Genomic DNA, 25,356 nt, shown 5'->3' with positions numbered 1-25,356 from the left:
ATCTCGCATTAATCAGGCAAAGTCCAAAGTAACACTCTAGAAGAACTATTAAAATAATTTGTTCCATCAACTGTGCTATTTCCATTCCACAAAGTTGCATGCCCAGAAGCATCTGACCATGTTCCCGTTGTATCAAATATTAGTATTCCTTTTTGACCTGAAAAATCAGCTGCGTTTGTACTAAGTACATCAGGGGGCCCCCAATTGTTTGTCAAGTAACGTTCTAGCGTTCTAACCCTAAACATGTGCCACTTTCCATTTGAACCGGAGCTGGTTTCACCTGACATGAACGGAATATCTGCTCCGCTGGCATTCAAACATACAGATATTCGAACAGTACATGAGTTTGCCCACCCGCCTTCCTCGACAGGAATACTGCCATTTACTGCAACTTTACCACCAACAGATTCAAAAACCTCTTGAGCCGAGCCATGGGGGTAATTTTTTTCCATCTCTGAGTAACTTGGTCGCTTTTCAACAAACTCCCCACCCTCCTCTGCATTATACCACCACTGCATGGCAGATGTGACCGCACCATTGGCAAACTTGCCACCTGTCAGTTCAGACATAGTCCCACCAACAGCACCCGCAATCACCGTTCTTCTCACTGCATCAGCAAAAGTACCCGTTTTAGGGTTCATAAACCCTTTCATGCTCGCCGTCACCATAGAGCTGACAAAACCATGACCAAATTTACCCCCTTGCAGAACGGATGTTATCCCGCCAACCATGGCATGAGAAGCCACATTGGCCACATTGACCAGTGATAACCCGCTCGCCGAATCAAATGGCAATGCACCGCCAATTGCTATGGAGAAGCCTATGGTCACAGCCGAAATACTTGCGGATTTTAACGCAGCCCCAAAGCTACCTGTGACTGCGTAGGTTTTTAACCCCTGATATAAGACTAATGCCCAGGGGGCGAAAGAACCAATGGCAATACTAACGGCCGCATCCAGGATCGGGATCTTGGCAATGGCTTTAAGCAGTGAGGTCAGTCCCGTAACCTCCATTAACTTCTTCAGGAAGTAACCGCTGGGATCGTTGTAGGTCAACGGGTTATTCAGCACATAGCTGTAGCGGTTATGGCTTTGCGTTATATCCGGGAACTGAACAAACGGATCGGCCTGTAAAAAGCGACCCAAATTAGCATCATAAATGCGCCCGTTCATATGTATGATGTCGAGCTGATCTACCTGCTCGTGCCCGGTAAAGGCGCGCATCTGTGTCAGTGGTAACAGGCTGCTGCCCATTTCAGAAGCCGCATACACGCGCTGCTGTTTACCCCAGGGGTCGTAAATGTACTGTGCAATCGCACTGCCGCTGCCACTGGTTACCAGTACCGTTGAGCCCAGCATATCGCTGTGTGCTACCTGAGTTTTTTGTGCCTGGCCTTCAATCTGGCTGATCACCACACCACCGGCATACCAGCGATGTTCAATTTGTGACGGCAAAGCACTGCCACTGCTGTCTTTGCCGCCTGACTGCTTGATCAACTCATACACCTTACCAACGTAGTACACCTGTTTCGTTTGTGAACTGCCATTCACCAGCTGTACGTCTTTGCGGTAATAGCGGCGACCAGCTTCGTCGTATCTGAACTCAGTGTAGGTGTTACTGTCTTTGGTAATCTTATAGGGCTTATCAAACTGCGTGTAATAAAAACGACGCTGGCCATCATTCGTGATATTGCCATGGTTATCATACGTCATACTATAGTTGCGCTTACCGCTTGCACCTGAGACGGATGTCAACTGATACGGATTGCTGGCATTCGTATAGTGGTATGTCCCTACATTGGTATTGGTCTTGATATTGCCATATGCATCGTAGCCAAAGGTTTGGTTTGCCAGCCGTAACGACACACCATACCGGGTGCTGGCATGGCTGACCGTACGGGTTTCCAGGCGCTGCAGGCCATTATTTTCGTAGCCAAACCCTTCTGTAAACGTGAAAGAATCATTGCCGACGCCCGGTTCATAGTATTGACTGATACGATGACGCGTTGTGCCACGGATATCATGCTTGTAATTTACGGTATACAGCGTCTGGGTGGCATTGGATATAGAAATTGAGTCAATAAAGCCACTGTCTTTTTCAAATGACTGAGTCCGGGAAACTCCGCCTGCAAAGGTCTGCTGCGTCACCCGCCCCTGTGCATCAACGCTTTCTATTTTACTCAGCAGCTTATTGGTGGCCGCATCATAGTTGCTGCGCAGCTGACCATTGGTGTAATACGACTTCACAAACATGCCATTAGGCAGCGCCATCTGACTTAACTGGCCCAGGCTGTTATAGCTGGAAACCGTCTTAAACTCTCCACCGGCATGTTTAGTCACACTGGTTTCAGGGCGACCAAGCTCATCAAAAGTGTAGTGCTTACTGATACTCGCCGTGTTATTGGCAATTAAGTGTTCGCAACGTGCCGCTGAGCCTGTCACGCGGAACTGATAAGAATCCGTCAGTTTCCCTATATTATGCGCAGATTTGCTGTTGCCATAGACATTACAACTGATCAAAGAACGGTCTGATGCTGTTTTATCCAGCTGAACCGTGCGTGCCACCTGACCAAGCGATGTATAGTCGATCTCTTTGATTTCAGAGCGACCGTTCACCTCTTTAACGACATCTCCAAAGCCGTTGTAATACAACTGCCAAGTCCCTCGACTGGGGTCCTCCACTTTGATTTTTCTGCCATAGCGGTCGTAGTGTGTTGTGGTTGTGGTGTTTGTAAACCCTCTGGTAGCAGTGTTGTAAACTGCATTTGTCGTACTAACGATATCGCCAAAAGCGTTATAGTCAAATCTGACACGGTTCACAATACCTGGATTAGAACCCGTATAAGGGTCTGTCTTATACAGCGTTCTGCCCAGCACATCCTGCACCTCATCGCGTTTGTAGCTGGTCGCGCTGTAGCCATCATTACTGCCACCAATGTCAGTAGTACGGGTTAACTGACCCAGATAACGCACGCTTGTTGCTTTGCCACTCGGCAGCGTCGTTTTTTTCAGGCGGTTGTAACCGTCATACTCAAAACGTGTCGTATACTTGGTCTCTCCGAGCTTGTACGGTAGCGTTTTAGTGATCGGGTTGTTGTGCTTATCGTAGGTGATATCTTCATACGCCACACTGCCATCGACCAGTGCTTTGGTATTGCGCACATTACGGCCATATCTATCAAATACCTGATACTGCGCAACCACGCCAGACTGAGTTGATTTAGTATAGTAGTGCCCATTCACAGATGAACACAGCGAGCTGCTGCCACAGGATAAGGTTTCACTTCTTTTATAAGTGTCATCTGCAAAGCGCGTCTCTACCGCTTCTCCCCATTGGTTCAGCAACTGTGTTTTTGATACACCATTAGGGCTTGTCTCCGTTACAGACACAATGCGTCCATCCGGGTTGCTGACGCCGTTGTACAAATATGTGACAGCCTGGTTCAGTGCATTGGCTTTTCTGATAACCAACTCGCCTGTACTGTCATACTGAGTGTAGCTGGAGCGGGTCTCTGAACCTGCTGTGATATCGGTTTGTATGACATTACCAAAGGCATCGTAATGCAAGGTTTTAGTGTACTTGTTGCTAGCATCACAGTGATTAACATCGTTGCGGCTAGTAGAGCTGCCCGAGCACTCATGTGCAACAGTTTCACTTTCCAGCATTAAGTTATCGTAGTAAGTAAACTCGGTTTGACGCGTTAATAAGGAATATGAAAGACCCTGCTTAGCAACCTGAGTTTGCCTTACAGAACTTGATTTTAAGCGTCCATATCTGAGGTAGTCGGCACCAGTGTAATAGGTATTGACTGTATGGGTAATATGGGCTGGCGTCCAGTTATCTTCACCCTGCTCTGGCATATGTGTTGTTGTAGTGCTGGCGGTCAGATTCCCCCACTTATCACTCAGTCCAACGTCATAACTGTTATATGTCACAATGCGTTTGATGGGGCGGCGGCTGCCATCAGTGCCTAGCTGCCAGCCTTTTTCTTCACTATGACCCAGATAGACAAACAACGCTCCAAGCTTATCGGTAGCGCTCCACCAACTAGAAGTGGCGTGGGTGATCAACTGATCGCCGGCATAAGATTTGGTGAACTGAGGTTTACCCGTTAATGGCCAGCTCTGATGATAGCGCGTCGTGGTTTTGATGTTGGTCTGCGGATCGGTGGTTTCTATTTCATAAAACCCTTGCGGACCCCGACCCAGCTTATCAATCTTAAACCCTGAATATTTGTAGTTAACACCCACTTGCTGAGTCGATGAACCACTGCCATTGGAATCTGAATAAACACTGCTGACCAGCCACATACCAAATTGTGGCGAAAAGAAATTCGCATTCACTTTACCTAAGGTATTAAACGCCGGTAAATGGGTGTATACCGCATCGTCGGATATTTTCTTGTAATTAATATCTGTTGCTACATCAAAGCCTGTGGAGACTTTGGTCAGCTTATGAGAGGCAACACTGGCACTCAGCATGGTATTGCGATAATGCACGAAGGTTGCATTGGCCGTCGCTCGAGAACTACTTCGCAACACGTCTGTCAAACCATCGCCGTCTATATCGCCAATTTTCAGCGTATGCGCGGTTCCTTTTAAACCGTCACCCAGTTTGGTTTCGGTATATGCAATACTGGTAGCTGCCGTTGTTTGCCCTGTCCAGACCGTTGCCTGCATACCATCGATATAAGTCGCGGGTATCCATGTATAACCTGTGTCGCAATACCCCTGGGAGGTGGTGCCGATTTCCTCTGCCAGAACCTGTGTTTTAGGCTCTGTTCCATGGGGTTCACCCTCTCCATCCCAGCGACAATATCCCTCACGGTCTACAACCCGGGTATGATTTAGCGCTATGATATCCGCAATGTTATCCTGGTTTACATCGGCAAAATGGACATTGCCCCGGTAACTCTCGGTGCCCATTTCCTCAGAGAGTATCGACAAGCTTTTTGCCGCCTGTAATGGCGCGGCTGCATTGCCGGTAACCAGGCGGTATTGCCAGCCAGTGTTTTTGGCAAAAACCAGATCAGACAGGCCATCACCATTTAAGTCAGCAAACCGTATATCTTCAACGCCACTGAAGCCGTAGTCAAACTTACTGTATTCGTTGGTGCCTGTACTCAGCAGCAGCTTGTGCTTATAGGCGGTTGTAGAGCACCCAGGTACTCCGGGATACATTGGACTATAGTCGGTTTTCAGTCTGACAATAAAGTCTGACACACCATCGGCATTAATATCCGCGCTCTTAGTGAACTTATGCTCTATTGAATGGGTAGAACTACATCCCTGATTGGTACGATCCGGCGAAAAGTCTGCACTGCTAAACTCATAAAGACGATTACCACTGCCATAGTCACGACCCAAGATATTGTTAGACTCAATGTTCTTACGATAGAACAGCTTTTTACCAGAGCTGTACAACCAGTCAGACAAACCATCACCGTTAATATCAACGAGCATACTGGAAGTTGAATACCCAGGGGCAAGTACCACAGCAGAACTGAAAGAGAGATTTTCCACGTACTCATTCGGATAACAAATACCTCTGCCGCGTGTTTGTTCGCGACTCAGGCTGTCAGGCTGCGAGAGCACTTCAGAACCTGCTGACTGCACCTCGTTATGATCAGCATGCATAATCTCTGTAGCATGAGGCTGAATACCATCGTCACAGATCATATCCGAAACGTTTTGGGTAGCAGGCTGATAGGCCTTTGCATACCACTTAGTCGTAGAGCCCGAAGATTGCGCATAGATAATATCGGTATAACCATCACCATTTACATCCGCCAGTTTAAAATCTTCAACTGATTTCAAATCCGTGGTGATCACATCCGTATCATGGCCTGTGATCCTGACACTCAGCGTTTTGCCCGTGCTATTTGTATATAAGAAGTCTGAGCGGCCATCACCGTTAAAATCGGTCAGCAGGGTCGTGGTTCTGATCCCGGAGCTCTGGCTTGCTGCCACAGCGAAACCAACACTACTGGTATCTTCTTTGTTGTAGTTAAATGTAAGCGAATGCTTACAAGACTTGTCTGCACTGAAGGAGGTACATTCCTGAATACTGTCTATGTAGTCATGCTGACTCCCATCCCCGTTGATATTGTAGTAACGAAATGCATCTCCACCACGTGTAACCTCAATACCCGAAATACGTTTTACGTTAGCAACCTTCCCCCCATAGGCGTAACCATATTGGCGGGTATTACGGTCAGTGTAATCAAAATTCACTTTTACCTTGCCATACGCGATGCGCTCTAGCAGATGATAGCCAAGACTCGTATTGCTGGTGTAATGATAGGTAATTTTGTTGCCAAAAATATCACTAACCTGCTTCAGTGCCCAGGTATGTGCGCCTCTCGCTGTGCTACCAACAGGCTTAACAAAGGCATCGCTATCGTTACTTATCGACGTATCACCATAACGTTTTGTATCACCATCTTTGGATTCGACAATAAAGCCTTTAGGACCGGTACTACTGGCATCCGTACCGACAGCTTTTATTGTCATAAAGTTGGAAAGCTCGGTGCGATAGGTGCTGTTTGCTGCGCCATAAGTGCCACTGACCAGAATAAGGCGGCTCCCATCTAAACAATAGCCATCGCTCTTTTGCATTCGGACCGCTTGCTGTTTGCCGTCTGTTGCAATGTTTTTTGTACAACGTGTGATGGCTGAACCTGCTGCAACATTCCAGCCATAGCCGGCGTTTCCAACCCCCGCAGCAGAGCTGTATGCGATAGACACAGCGGGTTTTATGCCGCCCGGTCCAGCAGGTAAAGCAACCGGCACTGTGTAAGTTGCCTGGCCGGTTTCATCAACTCTGAACTCGCCAGCCGTGGTATCCACTTTACTGGCAGGCTCAACAGCCCCCTGACCGGCATACAGGAACTGACCATTTGCTGATGCCAGAAACACGTCTGAGCCAGACTTTACATCCAGCCGGCCGTCACCATTGACATCCGTAAGCTGATAGTTGTTGGCCAGGTTTGTGCCCGACGGTAACTTGAGGGCGCGAATTGTTCCGGATCTGGTACTAACCGAGATCAGGCTTGCGTTATGGTAGGAAGAAGCATCGGTGAAAAGCACATAATCGTTGACACCATCCCCGTCTATATCGCGCCAGCGCAGGCGCTCCGTTAGCTGTGCGCTGAATTGTAGCTGAGACGCGACAGCATTAAACTGCGCTTCAGATAAGACATCACGGTACCATTGCCCGTTGCTGTAGCTCAGCTTTACCAATCCCATTGGAGGGTAGACGTGAAGAGGAATATTAATCTTGCCCGCAATCAAAACAAACTGCTTAGGTGACTGAATATAGATATTTCCCGAGCCATCCTCATAAACACTCGGCGACTGTGCAACACTCGCCTGTGCCAGTGAGGAAAACAGAAATAATAGGCTTATTATCTGTACTATTGTTTTCATATTTTCCAAAATCCCTGACTGATGTCATCTGCGTTAACGCAGTAAAAGTAGTTTCTCTGAACAAAATTCAGTCAATTATTATACCTAAACCAGGAAAGTGAACAACAACTTAACAATGATAACAAACAACCTCACAACCAAGCTTTTTGACACATAAAGCAAACACCAGTATCACTTGGGTAACAAAAACCCCACTTTTCCCCTGTCAAATCGATAAAAGTGCCGGTGGCATAGCTTGCCTGTGCGCTCAACAACCAAACGATGGCGCTGGCAACTTCTTCGGGTTTGCCACCTCTTTTTAGCGGCAGCAGGGATGCCAGCCGGGCGACTCTGCCAGGCTCCCCCCATCGGCATGAAATTCGGTGTAGATACAAGCCGGGCAAACACATTTGATCCGGATCCCCTCTGCTGCCAGATCCAGAAGCTGGCGACGCGTAAAGCTGTCGCTGGCACCTTGTGGCGCAGCACTGCATATCCCGGTGTGTTCACCGCGCATTCTTATACAGCCATGACCGTTTAAAGGTACATGATTAAAAGGCAGTTGACTTTAGATTAACCCCCTGATTCAATTCCCTTTTTACTTATAAAAAGGAGCCTGCATGAGGGCAATACTTGGAATCGTTGCAATACTCATTACCATCATAATGCACAGTGCGCACGCATTTACATTAATTGAAGATGTTGCAGTTAGCAGTGAAAAACAAACCATTACATTTAACGGTTACACTGATCCCGTTATTATTTCATCGGTGCCAACACTTAATGACAGTGAACCAGGCGTTATTTCCATTTCGAATGTAACCCCGACAAGTTTTGATGTGCAATTTAAAGAGTGGCCATATCTTGATGGCATGCATGAAGAAGAACGAGTGTCGTTTTTAGTTGTTGAAAATGGCCGCCACCAGCTTGACGATGGCAGCATATGGGAAGCCGGCAAATTTAACCTTAAAAGTGGCAATACTCAGCTATTTTTTAAAGAAAGCTTTGCACATGCACCTAGTGTACTATTGAGTGGCCAAACTCAAAACCGCAGTGATGCCTATACATTACGTGCCTCTAGCGTTTCAAAACTGACTTTAGGTGCAGACTTAGAAGTGCAGGAGATTGGCAGCGCACATGCAGAAGAAACCATCGGTTATCTTGCTATCTATAAAGAGACTAATAATGGGTTTACGAACGAAAACCTGGCTTATAACCTAACGCATCAAGCAACCAATCAAACTGGTTTTCAAACCCTAAACGGCAAGCTTTTTATACAAGAAGAGCAATCTAAAGACTCCGAGACAAGCCATGTACTGGAAGTGGTGAATATTCTAAATTTGAAAAACCAACTCTTTGCACAAGACATCACCCACTACGGTAAAGATACCATGTCGCTTCGCTTACAAACCTCCAGCACATTCACGATTGAGCCTGGTGAAAAAACAGGCCAATACGGGAACATCGCTTTAATTGGTTCAAATGGCTTAACCGAATCATCGTACACGACTAGCCAAAGTTACTCTGCGGATAGTGCCTCTGGTGCATTCGACGGCTATAACTATTCAACACTGGTAAATAATGACGCCACTGAAGGAAAGATTAAACGAGGCATATGGCTAACGACTGTGGTTCAGGAACACTGGCTTCAAGTTGCCTTTGAGAAACAGGCTTACATTACGTCATTTAGAGTTATGGTGCATACCAGTGCAGCTAGCCATGGTATGGATGTAAAAGATATCACGTTACAGGTGTCTGATGATAATACCAACTTTATTGATCATGAGTCATTTACCCTAACCAAAAGCTATGATCAAACCGTAGAACTTACACAGCCAGCAATCGGAAAATACGTCAGATTGAAGATCCACTCTACATACGGGCATAACTATCGTGTGATTTCAGAATTAGAATACTATGGCGGATTTGTAGGCAATGGCACACCTGAAGTACCAACAGAAGAGCCAAACCCAGCAAATGGCATTACCTGTGCCACCATTAAGCAGCAAAACCCGACTGCCAGCTCTGGTTTCTACGAAATTGACCCTGATGGCGACAATGGCATCGCACCGTTTAATGCATACTGTGAAATGACACAAAATGGCGGTGGCTGGGCGTTAGTTGCACATCATACCGATGGACTTGAAAGTATCGTACACACCTCTCCTGTTACCTTAGACACGGTCGGTGTACTTGCTAATGATCAATGGCAGGCCATTCGTGACACTATGACAACGGGTATGATGTTTGTTGATGAACACAGCAAGGTTTCACAAATAAGCAAAAGTAAACTCGTTAACGCTAGCTGCATTTCTGTGAAACAAAATAATGACTTAACTGAGCCTCAAGTCCCCTACGATATTGCCGTTTTATGGCATAACGAAAACACTGGGTGTAGCATGTCAGGATTAGATTACTCATTTATTGCTTTGAGCATAAAATCTACCAGCCGAGGCGATGGCTACCTGCGCGCAGGCGCGTCGTTATACCAACACAGCGTTAAATTCGATGTATGGCCTTATAGCCATGGAACTTACAGTGGCGCAGAGCAAAATACTCTGTATTACTACGTAAAATAAAAAAGGTCGCAATTGCAATACAAGGAGTTTATGAGGATCCAATGAATAGGTACTTACAACTTTTTGCAGTCGCTGGTTGTGCTTTTCTGGTGAAGTCAATATTTGTTGACTTACTCACATTAAACACAGAAAACTTATATAACTATGCACTAAGTGTCACCATAGCAGTGACAGTTCTTTTGGTTATATCCTTTCGAAATAAAGGCTAATATTAAAAGCACGTAAGCAGAAGAAAAAAGAAGTTTTGGGGACACCCATTCATGCTGGCGCACAGGAAGTGCGCCGTCTACCTTTTAGTTAATACTCAATGGACTGAGGATGGCAGACTATGCCAATGGCGAGGAAGAGTCAGATTAGCTTATAGGGTACCAAGTACCAGCACTCAACAAGGTGTCCTATCATGCCATCAGCTATTATTTCAAATTGCTTGGTCGAGTTACCTCAACAAGTAGCTCGCCTTCGCCAGGTCAATAAAAGCACCGGTTGTATACAAACCAATGGCACCTATGCCTTATTCAGGCTTCACTTAATTACAAGAGTTGTAATTAGATCGGTCATTCAGTTTCAAGGAGAGCGCTGTTATTCAAATAATATCAGTACGAGTGTACTTTGCTCTGGTAACAGTTATTTATGATCAACACGTAGCAGAGTTAATCCTCGAACCTGAAGATCGTCCCAAGTATGTTTTTCACATGATTTGTAAATACCATTCTCAAACCAAAGCGTCACTGACTTTCCTGCCATCATTGCAGATAGCAATTGGCTATGCATTGCTTTACAGGCATCGGGCTCTACACCTCGAGAGGTTCTCACTAAGTTGCACACATAGTTAGCTTCACCCAAATCACCAATCGTCGCTCTTAACTTCCCACTTGGCGAAACATCTACGTTATAAACTTTTCCGCTACAGGTAAATGCACTTGCCTGAAAGATGCTAAATGCTGCAAGCATTCCAAAGGTCAAAACTCTCTTTTTCATTTTTAAACTCCTATGCATATCGATATTTCTATCCGAACAACGTAATTATCCCCACTTTTGATACAACAGTGAAATTTTTAAACAAGTTGCACAAATCAACTTAGCATCAAGCCAAAAGAGGTCTACAAAAGCAGGGTTAATCGACCAGAGCTGTCCGCTACACACAACAGTCGAAAGCTACTTCCCACCCGCTAAATCAATAAAAGTGCCAGTGGCATAGCTTGCCTGTTCACTGAGCAACCAGGCGATGGCGCTGGCGACTTCTTCGGGTTTGCCACCTCTTTTTAGCGGTAGCAGGGATGCCAGCCGATCGACTCTGCCAGGCTCACCGCCATCGGCATGAATATCGGTGTAGATACAGCCCGGGCGAACACAATTGACCCGGATCCCTTCTGCCGCCAGCTCCAGAGACAGACCACGCGTAAAGCTGTCAATAGCCCCTTTTGCCGCAGCATAGTCAACGTATTCATTGGCACCGCCCAGATAAGACGCCGCCGATGAAACATTCACTATGGCACATTGGTCCGGCTGATGATGGGCACGGATCTGCTTCAGTACTTCTCTGGCACAGATAAAATACGGAGTCACGTTGGTACATAACATCTGATTGATGCGCTCTGCGGTCATCTCTTCCACGCGCATTTGCGTGGCCAGCACACCGGCATTATTGACCAGATGTGAAATCGGCCCCAGCTGCGTTTTGATGTCTTTGCACAGCCGGACTGCCTGCGCCTCGTCGCTAATATCCGCAGCAAAGCACTGCGCAATGCCACCTTGCGCGCGGATCTGTGCAACCACCTGCTCAGCCGCCTGATGGTTCGATTTATAGTTGATTGCCACTTCATAGCCCTGCTCGGCAAGCAAAATAGCTGTTGCTGCGCCAATCCCCCGGCTGGATCCAGTGATTAAGACTACTTTTTTCATTGTTATACTGTTCCATTTAAAAAGGGGTGCAGAGCACCCCTTTTGACTATTTTAAAGGGTCTGGACAATTGACCAGACCCGGCTTAGTGCAGCCATTACTGACCAAATTCAGTTGGCGCTGGTGGTACAGTGAGTGGCTTTTTCGGATTTGCTTTCATTTCTTTAAGCAGTTCCTCAACAGCGCGCTCGACTGACGGATCTTTACCTGCGTGAATAAGCTCCGGACGGTCAATGACTTCGATGTCCGGACTGACCCCCTCATCTTCAATGATCCAGTTGCCATCATTGTCCAGAATGCGGAAAGTCGCAGCAATCACCTGACCACCATCAACTAAGCGTGGATTGCCAGAAATGCCGATCAGACCACCCCAGGTACGGGTACCAATGAGTTTACCTAATCCTGCCTGACGGAAGTAATAAGGTAGTGCGTCGCCACCAGAGCTGGAGTAACCATTGATCAACATAGCCTTAGGACCATCGTGAGCAAACTGCGGTGTTTTCGTCGGCTCAACACCACGACGCTTCCAGTAGTTCAGTGGCTTACGTGCCAGCCAGGTGATCATGTGTTCAGGGATAAAGCCACCGCCATTGTAACGGTCGTCGATGATCAGGGCATCTTTGGTTGTTTGTGGCATAAAGTGCTTGAACATCGCACGGTTCCCTTCAAACAGGGTATTGGGCAGGTGAACGTAACCGATGCGACCGTCCGACAGCTTATCAACATACGCCATGCGGGCGTGGACCCACTCAAGATAGCGCAGACCGCCCTCACTGGCACTGGGTTTCACCGTAACCTGCCAGGCACCATCCAGACTCGGGGTGTTGTTAAGACGCAATTCAACCTGAGTGCCCTGAGTATTTTCCAGCAATTCATAGAAGTTACTCACCGTGTTTACCGCGCGGCCATTGACCGACACAATGTAATCGCCCACGCTGGCGTTCACGCCCGGCTCATCTAACGGTGAGCGGAACTCTTCATGCCAGTTCTCACCCTGGTAGATTTTTTCAATACGCACAAAGCCTGAGCTGTGTGCACTGATCTGAGCGCCCAACAGACCGTGTTTCTTGCGCTTGGCTTTGGGCTCATCACCCGACTGAACATAAATATGACCGGCATTGATTTCACCGGCAATTTCACTCAGCACATAGTCCAGATCGTTGCGGTGTGCTACGGCATCGGCCATTGGCTGATAGCGTTTTAGTATGGCATCCCAGTCCTGACCATGATGGTTTTCGTCATAGAACCAGTCTCTGAGCGTGCGCCAGCCTTCCACATACATTTGTTGCCACTCAACTTTCGGGTCGATCTTCAGCATCATGTTGCCAAGATCAAGTTGTGTTGCTTTCAGATCTTGTTTGGCCTGGGGTTTGATCACACTGTACTTGCCACCAGCACGAACAATCAGGTGCGCGCCACCTGCCGCCAGCTTGTAGGCCTGTACGCCCTTGGCGACCGTTTGCACTTTACCGTCTTGTTTATTCGGGAGCAGCTGCAACGCACCGTCGGACAATGCCAGCACACCATCTTTAACGCCACGTAAATCGCCATAGCTTCCCGCTTTCGCCGGCAATGCCACAACCCGAGACATAAAGCCCTCAACCTGGAGCTGGTTATCGGCTTTACTGTCATCGGTTTTTTCATCTTTGTCTTCACTGACAATAGCCGCTTCGTCGCTGCTAAACTGCGTCAGTGAGGCAACCTTATCATTCACTGCAACCGCGTATACGCGCGTTGCATCGTTATATAAATAAGCGAACTCATAGGCGCTGAAAGTCAGGTTAAAGTCGCGCTCTGAAGTGAAATACAGGTACTGACCGTCCGGCGAAAATGTCGGATTCTGCTCACTGGTCATGTCATCTGTCAAACGGCTCAGCTTCTTGCTCTGCGTATTGTAATGCCACAGGGAGGCGTACCGGTTGGCATTGTTTTTCACAAAGATCAGGTCTTCACTGTTTGGCGACCAGGTGTACTGGGTAATGCCATCGTCATCATACTTACCGGTATCGATTTTATGCGATTCACCTGATTTAACATCCAGCCACCACATCGTATGATTCTTATCGGCAAACAACAGCTTTGAACTGTCGGCCGACCAGACAGGGTCAAATCGCCAGATAGTCCCGTTGCTGGTGAGCTGTTTAACTGCATTGTTGTTGGCGCGGTCTTTGAGGTAGATCTCATACTCGCCCGTGGCATCGCTCATATATGCAATATAGCGACCGTTCGGTGACCAGCTGGCCGCAATTTCGCGCCCTTTTGCCGTCATACTCAGGTTACGTGTCGTGCCCTGCTCAACCGGTACTGAGAAGACCTCACCCCGTGCAGTAAATAACGCCCGCTTACCATCGTGCGAAACATCCATTGAATCGATGAATTTACTGACATTTTTTGTATAAGGCATGGCATATTTGCGCACCCCGGGTATGTTAATCGTCAGCTTGTCGGTGGCTTTGGTGGCTTCATCAAAGCGATACAGGTAGCCGCCGTTTTCATACACAATGGCGTCCGGCCCGGCTGATGGCCACAGTACGTCATAGTCACTGTGGTTGGTCATTTTTACCGGCGCTTTGCCTTCACGGTATTTGTATAAGTTCAGGGTATAATCTCTGTCAGACACAAAATAGATGCTGTCATTCACCCAGGTCGGCTGCTGATCCGTTGCTCTGTGCTCAGTCAGTTGTTTTGAGGTGTTGTTTTCCAGGTCATACACCCAGACATCCTGGGCACGACCGCCCCGGCTGCGTTTCCAGGTTCTGAATTCACGGTCTATGGGCGTATACACAAACTGTTTGCCATCAGGCGACAGCATACCGCCACCGCTTTCAGGGATCGCCAGTGGCTGCTCCAGTCCGCCATCTGCGGGGATCATGTAGGGGCGACCCATGCGCTTACCCCAGGGGGTACGGTTGGCACGAAACACAATGTGCTTACCATCCGGTGTCCAGTCAAACACCCGGTAATCATAGCCACCGCGTGGTGGCATGGGGCCCACATCATTATAATAAGTCAGCTGCTTGAGGTCAGAACCATCGGCATTGATCACATAAATCTGGCGGCTGCCATTGTACTCGGCAGCAAAGGCAATGCGCTTTCCGTCAGGAGAAAATTTAGGGAAAGTCTCAAAGCCAACATGGTCAGTCAGACGGGTGCTGTTGCCCGATTTGGTATCGGCAATGTAAATATCACCACCATATACAAAGGTGACCTTGTCCTGGTGAATATCCGGAAAACGCAGCAGGCGCGTATCCTCAGTTTGGTAAGCAGCGGCCAGCGGCGCTGCCACAGCCGCAATGGCGGCAACTAGATGCTTGAGTTTCATAAGCCTCACAAGTTTATTTTGTTATTTTATCTCATAATAACAAGTCTGTTCCTAATTACAGCTAACTTGCGGCCAAAAGCTTGTTACAAAATATGAAACCCCGATATTTTTATCTAAATTTGCTGCATCTGGGTCTGGATCACTGAAAGTTGAGCACTTCCACACCCATATCTTCTTTGATGTGTTCAATCACCATATAGGTATGATTGGTGCCAACCCCCGGTATTTCAACAATCTGCCCCAGCACCTCACGATACTGGCGCATATCCTGTACCCGGATCTTCAATAGATAGTCGAACCCGCCTGCCACCATGTCGCAGGCCACCACATTGGGGATCTCCAGCACATGCTGTTTAAACGTCTCGAATACCGACTCGGTTGAGCTTTTCAGCGTGATCTCGACATGGGCCACCAAGTGCTGACCCAGCTTTGCGGCATTTAAGCGGGCTGCGTAGCCCTCAATATAGCCTTCAGCTTCGAGCTTCTTCACCCGGTCCAGACAGGGACTGGGGCTCAGATTAACAGCTTTAGCCAGATTAACATTGGAGATACGGGCATTCTTTTGCAGGATATCCAGGATCGCCATATCAATCCTGTCGAGTACCCGCGTTTTAATTGAAGTGGTCATTCAGCATAAAATTCTGCACAGCTTCACAATTACCCGCAAATTTACCGTAATCAAAAAAAATAAGACAGCATATTCTGCTGTCTTTTCGATAGAATGTCCCCGAAATTTGACGTAACCGCCACATCGTACACTAATCCGTGGTGCTAGATTTTATTGAACGCGAGACTGGCTAAAAGTTGAACACACACAGAGGTGTGTTAAGGTTAGCATTATGACCGCATCATATTGTCGTAATTGATACTTCTTGTAGGTACTCTGTAACGTTTAAAAGTTACAACCCGCTAGCAAGCACTTACAAACCTTGCTCGCACCGCTGCATTAAGTCGTTCAATTTACAATCATTTTTGACTCTTATTTTATGAGGCTGAGTTATGCTTTATAACGGCGATTTGACAACCACTTGTCCTATCAGACAGAAGATCCGCGATTTTTACCGCATCGATGAAAACGAAGTTATTGACCATATTCTGCCGCTGGCCGAAGTGGGCGTTACCGCACGTAGCCGCGCCTGGGAAAGAGCCCGTCAGATGGTGCTAAATATTCGTCGCGATCAGGATGGTCAGAATGGGGTAGACGCGCTGCTAAACGAATTCTCTCTGTCGTCAGAAGAAGGCGTTGTATTGATGTGTCTGGCAGAAGCCCTACTTCGCGTACCAGATAAAGAGACTCAGGACCAACTTATCCGTGACAAGCTGGCCAAAGGTGACTGGAGTTCACACTTGGGCAGCAGCGACTCATTGTTCGTAAACGCCTCAAGCTGGGGCCTGCTGGTCACCGGTAAAATGGTAAATTACAGCGACAAAAATCAGGAAGAGCAATTTGGTGTACTGAAGCGCACCATTGGCCGCTTAGGTGAGCCTGTGATCCGTAAATCTGTGAACTTCGCGATGAAGATCATGGGTAAGCAGTTCGTAATGGGTGAAACCATCCAGGATGCGATCACCCGCGCCGCAGAAAAAGAACAAAAAGGCTATGTGTACTCGTACGATATGCTGGGCGAAGGCGCCCGCACCATGGCCGATGCAGAGCGCTACTATCAAAGTTATATGAATGCGATCCACGCTATCGGCAAAGCCGCAGCAGGACGTGGCCCAATTAAAAGCCCGGGCATCTCTGTTAAACTCTCTGCAATCCACCCTCGCTATGAGTTCTCGCACAGCGACCGCGTAATGGACGAGCTGGTGCCAAAGCTGAAAGAGCTGGCAATTGCTGCGAAGCAGTACGATATTGGCTTTACCGTCGATGCCGAAGAAGCGGACCGACTGGATATTTCTCTGGACGTGATTGAAGCGGTATTCTCTGATCCTGAGCTGGATGGCTGGAATGGCTTTGGCCTGGCCGTACAGGCTTATCAGAAGCGTGCTATTTTTGTTGTTGAATGGGTTGCCGATCTGGCACGCCGCGTTGGCCGCAAACTGATGGTTCGTCTGGTTAAAGGCGCTTACTGGGATACTGAAATTAAAACCACACAACAAGATGGTTTAGAGCATTTCCCGGTATTTACCCGTAAAGCAACCACGGATGTATCTTACAAAGCCTGTGCAATCAAACTTCTGGAAGCGCGTGATGTGTTGTTCCCACAGTTTGCTACACACAATGCTTATACAGCAGCAACCATCCTTGAAGTCGCTAAAGGCGACAACACCGGATTCGAATTCCAGCGCCTGCATGGCATGGGTGAATCGCTGTTTGACCAAATCGTTAACAATGAAGGCATTCAGTGTCGAGTTTACGCCCCGGTTGGCCATCACGAAGACTTGCTTGCTTATCTGGTACGTCGTCTGCTTGAAAATGGCGCAAACTCCTCTTTCGTAAATGCCATTGTAGACACCACTAAGCCTGTTGAGTCACTGTTACCAGATCCCGTAGAGTCCCTGCAGGGCTTGCGCAATAAGTATAACAAGCAGATCAGTTTACCAATTGAGTTGTATGGTGATGAGCGTGCGAATTCAAAAGGCATGGATCTGACTGATATCAATGTACTGACGCCATTCAAAGAGAACCTGGATAACTGGTTCAACGAGCACCGTATTGAACAAAGCGATGTACCAGAAGGCCGTATGGCCGTGCGTAACCCGGCCAACCACACAGAAATTGTCGGCCATGTTCCAATGCACGATGACGCCTACATGCAGAGCATTCTGAGCAATGCCGAAAATGCCTTTGCCGAGTGGTCACAAACGCCTGTAAAAGAGCGTGCGGATCTGCTGCGCCGCGTTGGCGATATTCTTGAACGTCACCACGATGAGCTGGTTGCTATCTGTATTAAAGAAGCTGGTAAAATCACTCAGGATGGTATAGATGAGGTCCGTGAAGCCGTCGACTTCTGTCGCTACTATGCTGCGCGTGCCGAAGAGCTGTCGAAAGATGAGCGTTTTGAAGCCCGTGGCGTGATTTTATGTATCAGCCCGTGGAACTTCCCGCTGGCGATTTTCCTTGGTCAAGTTGCCGCAGCCATTGTGACGGGTAATACAGTTATTGCTAAGCCAGCTGAGCAGACGAGTATGATTGCCCTGCGTTGTATCGAATTGATGCGCACTGTGGGCTTGCCAGAGCACGTTGTACAGCCGGTGATTGCCCGTGGTAGCGAAGTCGGTAAACACATAGTACCGGATGAGCGCATTCAGGCCGTGATGTTCACAGGCTCTACTGAAACCGGTACTTTGATCTCGCAAATTCTGGCTGAACGTAACGACATTCAGGTGCCGCTGATTGCTGAAACAGGTGGTCAGAACTGTATGGTGGTTGACTCTACGGCGCTGCCCGAGCAAGTGGTCGATGATGTGATTTCATCAGGTTTCCAAAGTGCCGGTCAGCGCTGTTCTGCACTGCGCGTATTGTTCCTGCAAGACGATGTGGCTGATGGTATCATCAAGATGCTGCAAGGCGCATTGCAGGAGCTGCATGTTGGCGACCCGGCCATGTTGTCGACAGACGTTGGCCCGGTGATCGACGAGAAAGCCCTGAACACACTGACCAAGCATGTTGACTATATGAAGAGCAATGGCAAGCTGTTGTTCGAAGCCAAGATCCCGGATAACAGCGAGAACGGTGCGTATTTCTTTGCGCCACGCTTGTATGAAATTGCCGATCTGTCTGTGCTGAAACGCGAAGTCTTTGGTCCGGTTGTACATATCATCCGCTTCAGGGGCGAAGATCTGGACAAGGTGATTGACCAAATCAATGGCACGGGTTACGGACTGACCATGGGGGTTCACTCACGTATTGAAGCGCGTTGTGAGTACCTGGCGAAAATGTCTCGCGCAGGCAATGTCTATGTTAACCGCAACATGATCGGTGCCATCGTGGGTGTTCAGCCATTTGGTGGTCGTGGTCTGTCTGGGACAGGTCCTAAAGCGGGTGGTCCAAACTACCTGCTGCGCCTGGTCAAAGAGAAAGCTTCTCCGGATAACGTACAGATGACCAATCTGACACCGGATGAGCTGGAAACACACCACTTCCCAGGTGCCGTTGAGCAGGTTGAAGCGTTGATGCAAAACTCACTGCGCGATGAGAAGATCTGGCGTGCGACGCCACTGAATGACCGTGTGTCTGCGGTACGTCAGCTGCTTGCTAAAGTTGCCACAGTTGAAATCATCGACGAGCTGGCGGACGACTTAGCGTTGACACTGGCAGATGCCCGTGCACAGCTTAACCGCCTTGAAAAGCGTATGCGTTCACACATCGTGTTGCCTGGACCAACGGGTGAGTCTAACACCCTGCACCTTGAGCCGCGTGGTTGTGTAGTGTGTTATGCCGACAAGAGTACCTCGTTTAACTTCTGGGCACTGTCGATTATCACCGCACTGGCGGCGGGTAACACAGTGATCACCGTTGCCTCTGAGCTGTTCTACGAGGAAGCGCAGGCGTTTCGCGATAAGTTTATCGCCACCGGCGTTGCCGAAGGGGTATTCCAGGTTGCTAAGCCAAATCAGCTACAAGCGATCCTGGCGCATCCTCACCTGGCAGGTGCCGTGGTTGCCGCGCGCTCTTCGCGCCTGGGCTACTTCAGTCAGCAGCTTGCTGCGCGTAAAGGTGCTATCCTGCCGGTGATCAGCGCAGAATACTACGACACCCTGATCAGCCGTCTGGTTACAGAGAAAACGATCAGTATCGATACCACAGCATCGGGCGGTAATACCTCCTTGATGACACTGGTCGAAGATGACGAATAACATTAGTCATTAAATCATATTCAGTCTAAGCCGGCATTCGCCGGCTTTTTTTATGTATAGTTTCCATAGCCTTAAACAGATATGTAATGCACAAATTACATACCTGTACCTTGATTTGTAGCAAAACTATTTCATTTTTTAGTTAACCGTTATATTGTGCCAGCTTCTCTCACTAAGTTAGGGGCTATGTGTGCAAAAAAACAAAACTATCGGCAGCATGTTAATCGTCGCCGGCACCACCATTGGCGCAGGTATGCTGGCATTACCCATCGCCTCTGCAGGGCTGGGATTCACTACTGCATTACTTTTGATTCTGGCAACCTGGGCCTTAATGACCTACACCGCCTTACTCATGCTTGAATTGCATCAATACGCCAATAAAGAAGCCACATTGAACACCCTGGCAAAGCGTATTTTAGGTAAGAAAGGCCAGTATGTTGCCAACTTCTCCATGGTATTTTTGTTTTATGCATTATGTGCGGCCTATATTGCGGGCGGTGGGGCCCAGCTACAGGAAAAGCTGACCACACTCACCAGCATGAATATCGCACCACAGGCAGGTTCTGTACTACTGGCCGTCATGGTTGCGACCATAGTGACTCTAGGTACCAGTGCTGTGGATAAGCTCAATCGGGTATTATTCACCATCAAGCTGGTCGTTTTAGCCAGTTTATTTTTCGTCCTGACCCCCTATGTACGCGGCCAGCACCTGCTGGATATGCCGGTAGAACAGGGGCTGATCATCTCTGCATTGCCTGTGATTTTTACCTCCTTTGGTTTTCATGGCTCCATCCCTTCTATCGTGAAATACGTCGGCTTAGATATCCGTACACTGAGAAAAGTGATGATAGTGGGTGCTTCCTTACCTCTGTTTATATACATTGGCTGGCAGTTACTCAGTCAGGGGGTCATGGCACAAAGTGCTTTATTAAACAGCGAGGGCCTGCCTGGGTTTGTCGCCAGCATCTCGAATATCGCACATAGCCCACGGGTAAGTACCTTTGTCACCCTGTTTGCTGACCTGGCACTGGCCACCTCTTTTTTGGGTGTCAGCCTGGGCTTATTTGACTTTTTTGCCGATGCGTTTAAAAAGCGCAATACCTTGTCAGAACGCATGATCACGGCACTCATAACTTTCTTACCACCACTGGGCTTTGCCCTGTTTTACCCACAAGGATTTATTATGGCACTGGGCTATGCCGCTATTGCGCTTGTGGTTTTGGCTATTTTTCTGCCCGTTACTATGGTCTGGCAACAGCGCAAAACGCACCAGACTAGTGGTGGCAATCAAGCAACTGATGGCTATCAGGTGGTCGGGGGTAACCTCGGCTTGATCTGTGCGGGTCTGTGTGGTGTTCTGATCATTTCTGCCCAGTGCCTGCAAATGCTGGGAATGATCCCGGCGCTTTAACAAATAACCACATTTTTTGTCTCGATTTAACGACGGCTGGCGATATAATGTCCCACTAAGACATGTCAGCCATAGTTAAGAAGGACCCTATGAAGCACCTTATTCCCCTCATTCTTCCAGCCGTTTTACTTGCTGCCTGTGGCGGAGAAAATAGCGAGCCATTAAAAGCCAATCCAGATCCCAGCGACTCCTCAACAAATAACAATAGTCAGGACACCACTAATCAGGTACAAAGCTGCGGTAACGATTTCAACGCACAACGCTCCCTCAATAAGTTCGAAAGCACCGCCGTATTCTGGCAGATTGAGGGAGACCGGCTGCAGTCTAAACCCCAGTTAATGATTTTAGCTGATAAGTTTTCTCTAAATGCATCTCATGAACTTAGCTCAGATGACACCTTGTGCTTACTGGCCGCGAATATATTTGGTTCCAGCAGTGCTCAAACCTGGACGGGGGATGACAATGGTTCGGTGAAACAGGGTGAACTCTACTATTACAGCCCGGCAATCACTTTTACGGGGGCTTTACCTGAATTCACTTCACTGGATAACTGGCGCAGCCAGGGTGCCCCGGCACAAACCCCGATTGCGACTCCGAGCAGTGAAATCGCAATCTGGTATCGTACCCGAGATGAAAACCGCTTTACTTTAGGATCGCCACAGAGTAATCAAAATCCGGTCATTCTGGATTGTGACCAAGGTGGGTTTGCACTGTCCTATTCCCTGTCTCAGGTCGCACAAAATCAGCGTGATACATTAAATCCCAGTTTCTGTGAAACTCAGGGCGTCGGTGATAGCGCTGTGACCCAATGCCTGAGTGTCGCACTGACCACCACGGATAAGCTGGCGTCATGCCAGTTTGGTACCACCAGCGTCGCCCTGCCGGATAGCTCTGGAAATAAAACAGCGGTTAAAGTATCTGGTGCTTTAGATATTGCGGTAAACGAAGCCGAGCTGAATATCACTCAGATAGATATTCGTTAATCATAATGGCAATGAGTGCGGGTTCTCGTGATCTTTTAACGATACGGCAACTCGCTAACTGGCATCTTGTGACGATGGCGATGACCGATTACGCTTTGTATTCCTGCCAATCAGGTAAATTAAAGGCGCAAAACATAAGAAGACGGTTGCATAATTAACCAAAGGTAATACCGTCATGTACAGGTAACCTGAATAGCTGAGATCCATCAGATGGCGATCAACGAGCCTGAAAAGTTGTAATAAGGGGGCGGGGATAACCACAAGCTGACAGACGATACTCTGCCACATGTACATTTTGTCTTTAAGTGCCCAGTAAGCAACTATGGCGATAAAGAGTACATCCATCGCTGCCCAGTAAATGTAACGGTAAACTTTCCCACCATCGACACTCAAAATTAGGTCGTAGGTTAAATAACCATTGATAAAGAAAGCGAGGCAAAGCAACGAGTATCTTAACGCTTGTCTGTCCTTTAAAAAATAAAACAAGACAACGGCGATCGACACCAAAATCATCTGGCTATCAATGATCGCTATCAGTGTATTGTGAATAACCGGGACGTGGGGCCCAAGAATATCGATACTCGTCATTATCAGGTTATAACCTTACTGCCATTACTTTGGCTGCTCATCACCTTCGTCAGCACCACCACCATTGGAACCTGGCATATACGCGTATTTATTTAGCATTGTTTTCTCCATTAACATTATTAGATTAAAGTCCGCTGAATAGCCTAGCCCAAGAATCGGTACCACGCAATACTTCTAGTTGTTTCCACGCACATTTATTGGGTCGGATTCTTTGGCTTTGCCTTGCATAATCGATATTTCTACCCGGCGATTACGTCGTCGATCTACATCCGTTTCGTTGGGGACCAGTGGCCGGGTGTCTGCGTGACCAACCACCACCATACGATTCTTGTCAAACCCGGGAACCGTTTGCATTTCAGTTGCAACCGCAACCGCGCGGGTCGCCGACAGATCCCAGTTATTGCTGTAAAGTTCGTTTGAAAACTGAAAATCGTCTGTGTGCCCGGATACCGTTATTTCCCCGGGTACATCTTTGAGTAACTGAGCAATGTCCTGGATCACAGGCTTGAATTTAGGTTGTAAGAATGCACTGCCCGACGGAAAAGAGCCGTTTTCCTGAATACGTATGATGATCTGCTGACCAAGTGATTCAAGCTCAATAGCACCATCCATAATTTGTTTTTCAAGCTGTTGGGCGATTTTTTTCACCAGCTCATTTACCTGCTCCTGCTCTGCCGCCGCGATCGCCTGAGTCATGGACTGCTCTTGTGCTGTGCTAGACGACTCACCACCACGTTTGTTACCCCGCTGCTCCTGACGCCCACCTGCTGAGCTTTCATCACCCGCCTGAAACTCCAGCATCTGCTGTGTCATTTCAACAGTCTGCTGCTGAATGGTTTCAATCGGTGTTGGTTCGGGTTTACCCGGCGTAAACTCCATCGCAATGACACTGGTGCCTTTGGGAATGTCTTTTACTTCAATCTTGTTTTGTACGCCAAATGCGAACTTCATCGATCCCGCAATTTGCTTAAACTTCAGTACATCCATTTCTGAAAACGCCAGCAGCAGAACGAAGAAGCACATCAGCAGCGACATCAGATCGGCAAAGGTCCCCATCCAGGCAGGTAATCCCGGAGGAGGGCATTTGCATTCGTTCTCGTCCGACATAACTACTCCTCGGCCTCACCACCCCGTTTAGACTCAGGCAGATAGTTTTTCAAAATACCTTCTATCACTTTCGGGTTCTGGCCATCCTGTATTCCCAAAATAGCATCCAGGATCAATCGTTGATTACGCTCTTCTTCATCTTTGCGCAGCTCCAGCTTGACCTGGATCGGAATGGCCACTACGTTAGCCAGGAATGCTCCATAAAGCGTTGTCAGTAGCGCCACGGCCATTGCAGGTCCAATTGCTTTTGGATCATCCATATTAGATAACATGGCCACCAGGCCGATTAAGGTACCTATCATGCCCATTGCAGGCGCGATATCGGCCAGGGATTTAAATAACCCGGCGCCCATTTCATGGCGTGTTGAGGTCAGCGCAATGTCTTTTTGCAGTGTCGCCCTGACCACATCCGCATCGTGACCATCCACCAGCATATCGACGCCTTTACGCATAAACGAATTAGGAATTTCAGCTTCTTCCAGTGCCAAAAAGCCACCTTTGCGCGCAGAATCCGCCAGTTCAACCGCTTTTTCAATCAATTCTTCCGGGGTTTCCAGCTTAAACATAAAGGCCTTACCGGCCACCTTACCAATACCGAAAAACTGGCTCATGGTAAAATTAGAAAGCACGATAAAGATCGAGCCTCCAAACACAATAACCACTGATGGAGTGTTGTAAAACATGGCGACCTGGCCATCACTACTAAGTACCATGGACATCACTATCAAGCCTATGGCCCCTAAGATCCCAATCACGGTTGCTAAATCCACACACCCTCCAAAGGAAATTACCCGCTATCTATCACGCAGTTATTATTATCGACAGAGTTATCGGCCAGTTTTGCAATAACTTAACTCAATTATATTAAATTGCTTTGAAATTGCGAATTCATAAACCATTGACAGGCCGTCCGAACTGTATAACGCAAAAAGTCTGAGAGATCTTTGACCTCAATCTTGAATACTCATAAAATTAAGCGTTTTTTAATTTAGCTCAAAGTGAATATTGCACATGGCGACAAAAAAACCGGAAAACATGAGCTTTGAAGAAGCGGTTGACGAGCTTGAAAGCATTGTACAGGGCATGGAACGGGGCGAGTTGACCCTGGAACAATCGCTCAAACAATTTGAACGAGGAATAAAACTGGCTAACGCCTCCTCACACAAGCTGCAACAGGCAGAACAGAAAGTGGCGATTTTACTCGGTAATGACGAGCAAAGCCCGCTGAATGAATTTACGGACGAGCTGGAATAAACG

The 25,356-nt window shown here is 47.9% G+C and carries 15 protein-coding genes; 5 read left to right on the top strand and 10 right to left on the bottom strand.

Going from position 1 to position 25,356, the window contains the following annotated elements; genetic code table 11:
* Positions 1-8: 8 nt before the first annotated feature.
* The 3 genes from MHN33_RS10275 to MHN33_RS10265 all read right to left on the bottom strand — a co-directional run bounded on the left by MHN33_RS10275 (position 9) and on the right by MHN33_RS10265 (position 7,923).
* The gene (locus MHN33_RS10275) at positions 9-7,427 is read right to left on the bottom strand and encodes a T6SS effector amidase Tae4 family protein (protein WP_239397862.1); all 7,419 of its coding nucleotides are present in this window, start codon (positions 7,425-7,427) and stop codon (positions 9-11) included.
* A gap of 131 nt (positions 7,428-7,558) precedes the next feature.
* On the bottom strand, positions 7,559-7,816 hold the full coding sequence (locus tag MHN33_RS10270; protein ID WP_239397861.1) for an SDR family oxidoreductase: 258 nt from the start codon (positions 7,814-7,816) through the stop codon (positions 7,559-7,561).
* A complete protein-coding gene (locus MHN33_RS10265; RefSeq protein WP_239397913.1) occupies positions 7,726-7,923 on the bottom strand; it encodes a hypothetical protein in 198 nt (65 codons plus the stop codon). Before MHN33_RS10265 ends, MHN33_RS10270 begins: the two co-directional genes overlap by 91 nt.
* A gap of 103 nt (positions 7,924-8,026) precedes the next feature.
* Between MHN33_RS10265 and MHN33_RS10260 the strand changes: the two genes are divergently transcribed.
* A complete protein-coding gene (locus tag MHN33_RS10260; protein ID WP_239397860.1) occupies positions 8,027-9,985 on the top strand; it encodes a fibrinogen-like YCDxxxxGGGW domain-containing protein in 1,959 nt (652 codons plus the stop codon).
* Positions 9,986-10,609: 624 nt separating this feature from the next.
* On the opposite strand, the gene MHN33_RS10255 is transcribed toward MHN33_RS10260, so the two are convergent.
* The 4 genes from MHN33_RS10255 to MHN33_RS10240 all read right to left on the bottom strand — a co-directional run bounded on the left by MHN33_RS10255 (position 10,610) and on the right by MHN33_RS10240 (position 15,835).
* Positions 10,610-10,963, bottom strand: coding sequence for a hypothetical protein (locus MHN33_RS10255; protein WP_239397859.1), 354 nt, complete (start codon positions 10,961-10,963; stop codon positions 10,610-10,612).
* A 177-nt stretch (positions 10,964-11,140) separates the two neighbouring features.
* A complete protein-coding gene (locus MHN33_RS10250; RefSeq protein WP_239397858.1) occupies positions 11,141-11,887 on the bottom strand; it encodes an SDR family oxidoreductase in 747 nt (248 codons plus the stop codon).
* 95 nt (positions 11,888-11,982) lie between these two features.
* Positions 11,983-15,207: a S41 family peptidase gene (locus MHN33_RS10245; RefSeq protein ID WP_239397857.1), complete on the bottom strand. Its 3,225-nt coding sequence runs from the start codon at positions 15,205-15,207 to the stop codon at positions 11,983-11,985.
* Between the two features lie 139 nt (positions 15,208-15,346).
* Positions 15,347-15,835 carry a winged helix-turn-helix transcriptional regulator gene (locus tag MHN33_RS10240; protein ID WP_046002933.1) on the bottom strand — a complete coding sequence of 163 codons (489 nt, stop codon included), beginning with the start codon at positions 15,833-15,835 and terminating at the stop codon, positions 15,347-15,349.
* Positions 15,836-16,206: 371 nt separating this feature from the next.
* Between MHN33_RS10240 and putA the strand changes: the two genes are divergently transcribed.
* The 3 genes from putA to MHN33_RS10225 all read left to right on the top strand — a co-directional run bounded on the left by putA (position 16,207) and on the right by MHN33_RS10225 (position 22,404).
* Positions 16,207-20,010, top strand: coding sequence for a bifunctional proline dehydrogenase/L-glutamate gamma-semialdehyde dehydrogenase PutA (gene putA, locus MHN33_RS10235; RefSeq protein ID WP_239397856.1), 3,804 nt, complete (start codon positions 16,207-16,209; stop codon positions 20,008-20,010).
* 190 nt (positions 20,011-20,200) lie between these two features.
* Positions 20,201-21,421 (top strand): aromatic amino acid transport family protein, encoded by a 1,221-nt coding sequence (locus tag MHN33_RS10230; RefSeq protein WP_239397855.1) that lies wholly within the window; start codon positions 20,201-20,203, stop codon positions 21,419-21,421.
* Between the two features lie 89 nt (positions 21,422-21,510).
* Entirely contained in the window at positions 21,511-22,404 is an 894-nt protein-coding gene (locus tag MHN33_RS10225) for a hypothetical protein (RefSeq protein WP_239397854.1), read from the top strand.
* A 54-nt stretch (positions 22,405-22,458) separates the two neighbouring features.
* On the opposite strand, the gene MHN33_RS10220 is transcribed toward MHN33_RS10225, so the two are convergent.
* From MHN33_RS10220 to pomA, 3 genes are all read right to left on the bottom strand, one after another.
* The gene (locus MHN33_RS10220) at positions 22,459-22,992 is read right to left on the bottom strand and encodes a hypothetical protein (RefSeq protein WP_239397853.1); all 534 of its coding nucleotides are present in this window, start codon (positions 22,990-22,992) and stop codon (positions 22,459-22,461) included.
* Between the two features lie 174 nt (positions 22,993-23,166).
* Positions 23,167-24,099 carry a flagellar motor protein MotB gene (locus tag MHN33_RS10215; RefSeq protein ID WP_054017278.1) on the bottom strand — a complete coding sequence of 311 codons (933 nt, stop codon included), beginning with the start codon at positions 24,097-24,099 and terminating at the stop codon, positions 23,167-23,169.
* A 2-nt stretch (positions 24,100-24,101) separates the two neighbouring features.
* Entirely contained in the window at positions 24,102-24,869 is a 768-nt protein-coding gene (gene pomA / locus MHN33_RS10210) for a flagellar motor protein PomA (protein ID WP_010382858.1), read from the bottom strand.
* Positions 24,870-25,110: 241 nt separating this feature from the next.
* On the opposite strand from pomA, the gene xseB reads away from it, so the two are divergent.
* Positions 25,111-25,353, top strand: coding sequence for an exodeoxyribonuclease VII small subunit (gene xseB, locus MHN33_RS10205; protein WP_125716536.1), 243 nt, complete (start codon positions 25,111-25,113; stop codon positions 25,351-25,353).
* The last annotated feature ends 3 nt before the right edge of the window (positions 25,354-25,356 follow it).

The organism is Pseudoalteromonas sp. OOF1S-7 (assembly GCF_022347765.1).
Classification (GTDB): domain Bacteria; phylum Pseudomonadota; class Gammaproteobacteria; order Enterobacterales; family Alteromonadaceae; genus Pseudoalteromonas.
The sequence above is the reverse complement of the archived record's forward strand: the minus strand, read 5'-3'. Positions and strand labels throughout refer to the sequence as shown.

Coding starts and splice junctions, on each gene's coding strand:
- MHN33_RS10225 (WP_239397854.1), top strand. CDS start 21,511: ATGAAGCACCTTATTCCCCTCATTCTTCCAGCCGTTTTACTTGCTGCC.
- MHN33_RS10270 (WP_239397861.1), bottom strand. CDS start 7,816: ATGTGTTTGCCCGGCTTGTATCTACACCGAATTTCATGCCGATGGGGG.
- MHN33_RS10275 (WP_239397862.1), bottom strand. CDS start 7,427: ATGAAAACAATAGTACAGATAATAAGCCTATTATTTCTGTTTTCCTCA.
- MHN33_RS10220 (WP_239397853.1), bottom strand. CDS start 22,992: ATGACGAGTATCGATATTCTTGGGCCCCACGTCCCGGTTATTCACAAT.
- MHN33_RS10245 (WP_239397857.1), bottom strand. CDS start 15,207: ATGAAACTCAAGCATCTAGTTGCCGCCATTGCGGCTGTGGCAGCGCCG.
- MHN33_RS10255 (WP_239397859.1), bottom strand. CDS start 10,963: ATGAAAAAGAGAGTTTTGACCTTTGGAATGCTTGCAGCATTTAGCATC.
- MHN33_RS10250 (WP_239397858.1), bottom strand. CDS start 11,887: ATGAAAAAAGTAGTCTTAATCACTGGATCCAGCCGGGGGATTGGCGCA.
- MHN33_RS10240 (WP_046002933.1), bottom strand. CDS start 15,835: ATGACCACTTCAATTAAAACGCGGGTACTCGACAGGATTGATATGGCG.
- MHN33_RS10260 (WP_239397860.1), top strand. CDS start 8,027: ATGAGGGCAATACTTGGAATCGTTGCAATACTCATTACCATCATAATG.
- MHN33_RS10215 (WP_054017278.1), bottom strand. CDS start 24,099: ATGTCGGACGAGAACGAATGCAAATGCCCTCCTCCGGGATTACCTGCC.
- putA (WP_239397856.1), top strand. CDS start 16,207: ATGCTTTATAACGGCGATTTGACAACCACTTGTCCTATCAGACAGAAG.
- xseB (WP_125716536.1), top strand. CDS start 25,111: ATGGCGACAAAAAAACCGGAAAACATGAGCTTTGAAGAAGCGGTTGAC.
- MHN33_RS10265 (WP_239397913.1), bottom strand. CDS start 7,923: ATGCGCGGTGAACACACCGGGATATGCAGTGCTGCGCCACAAGGTGCC.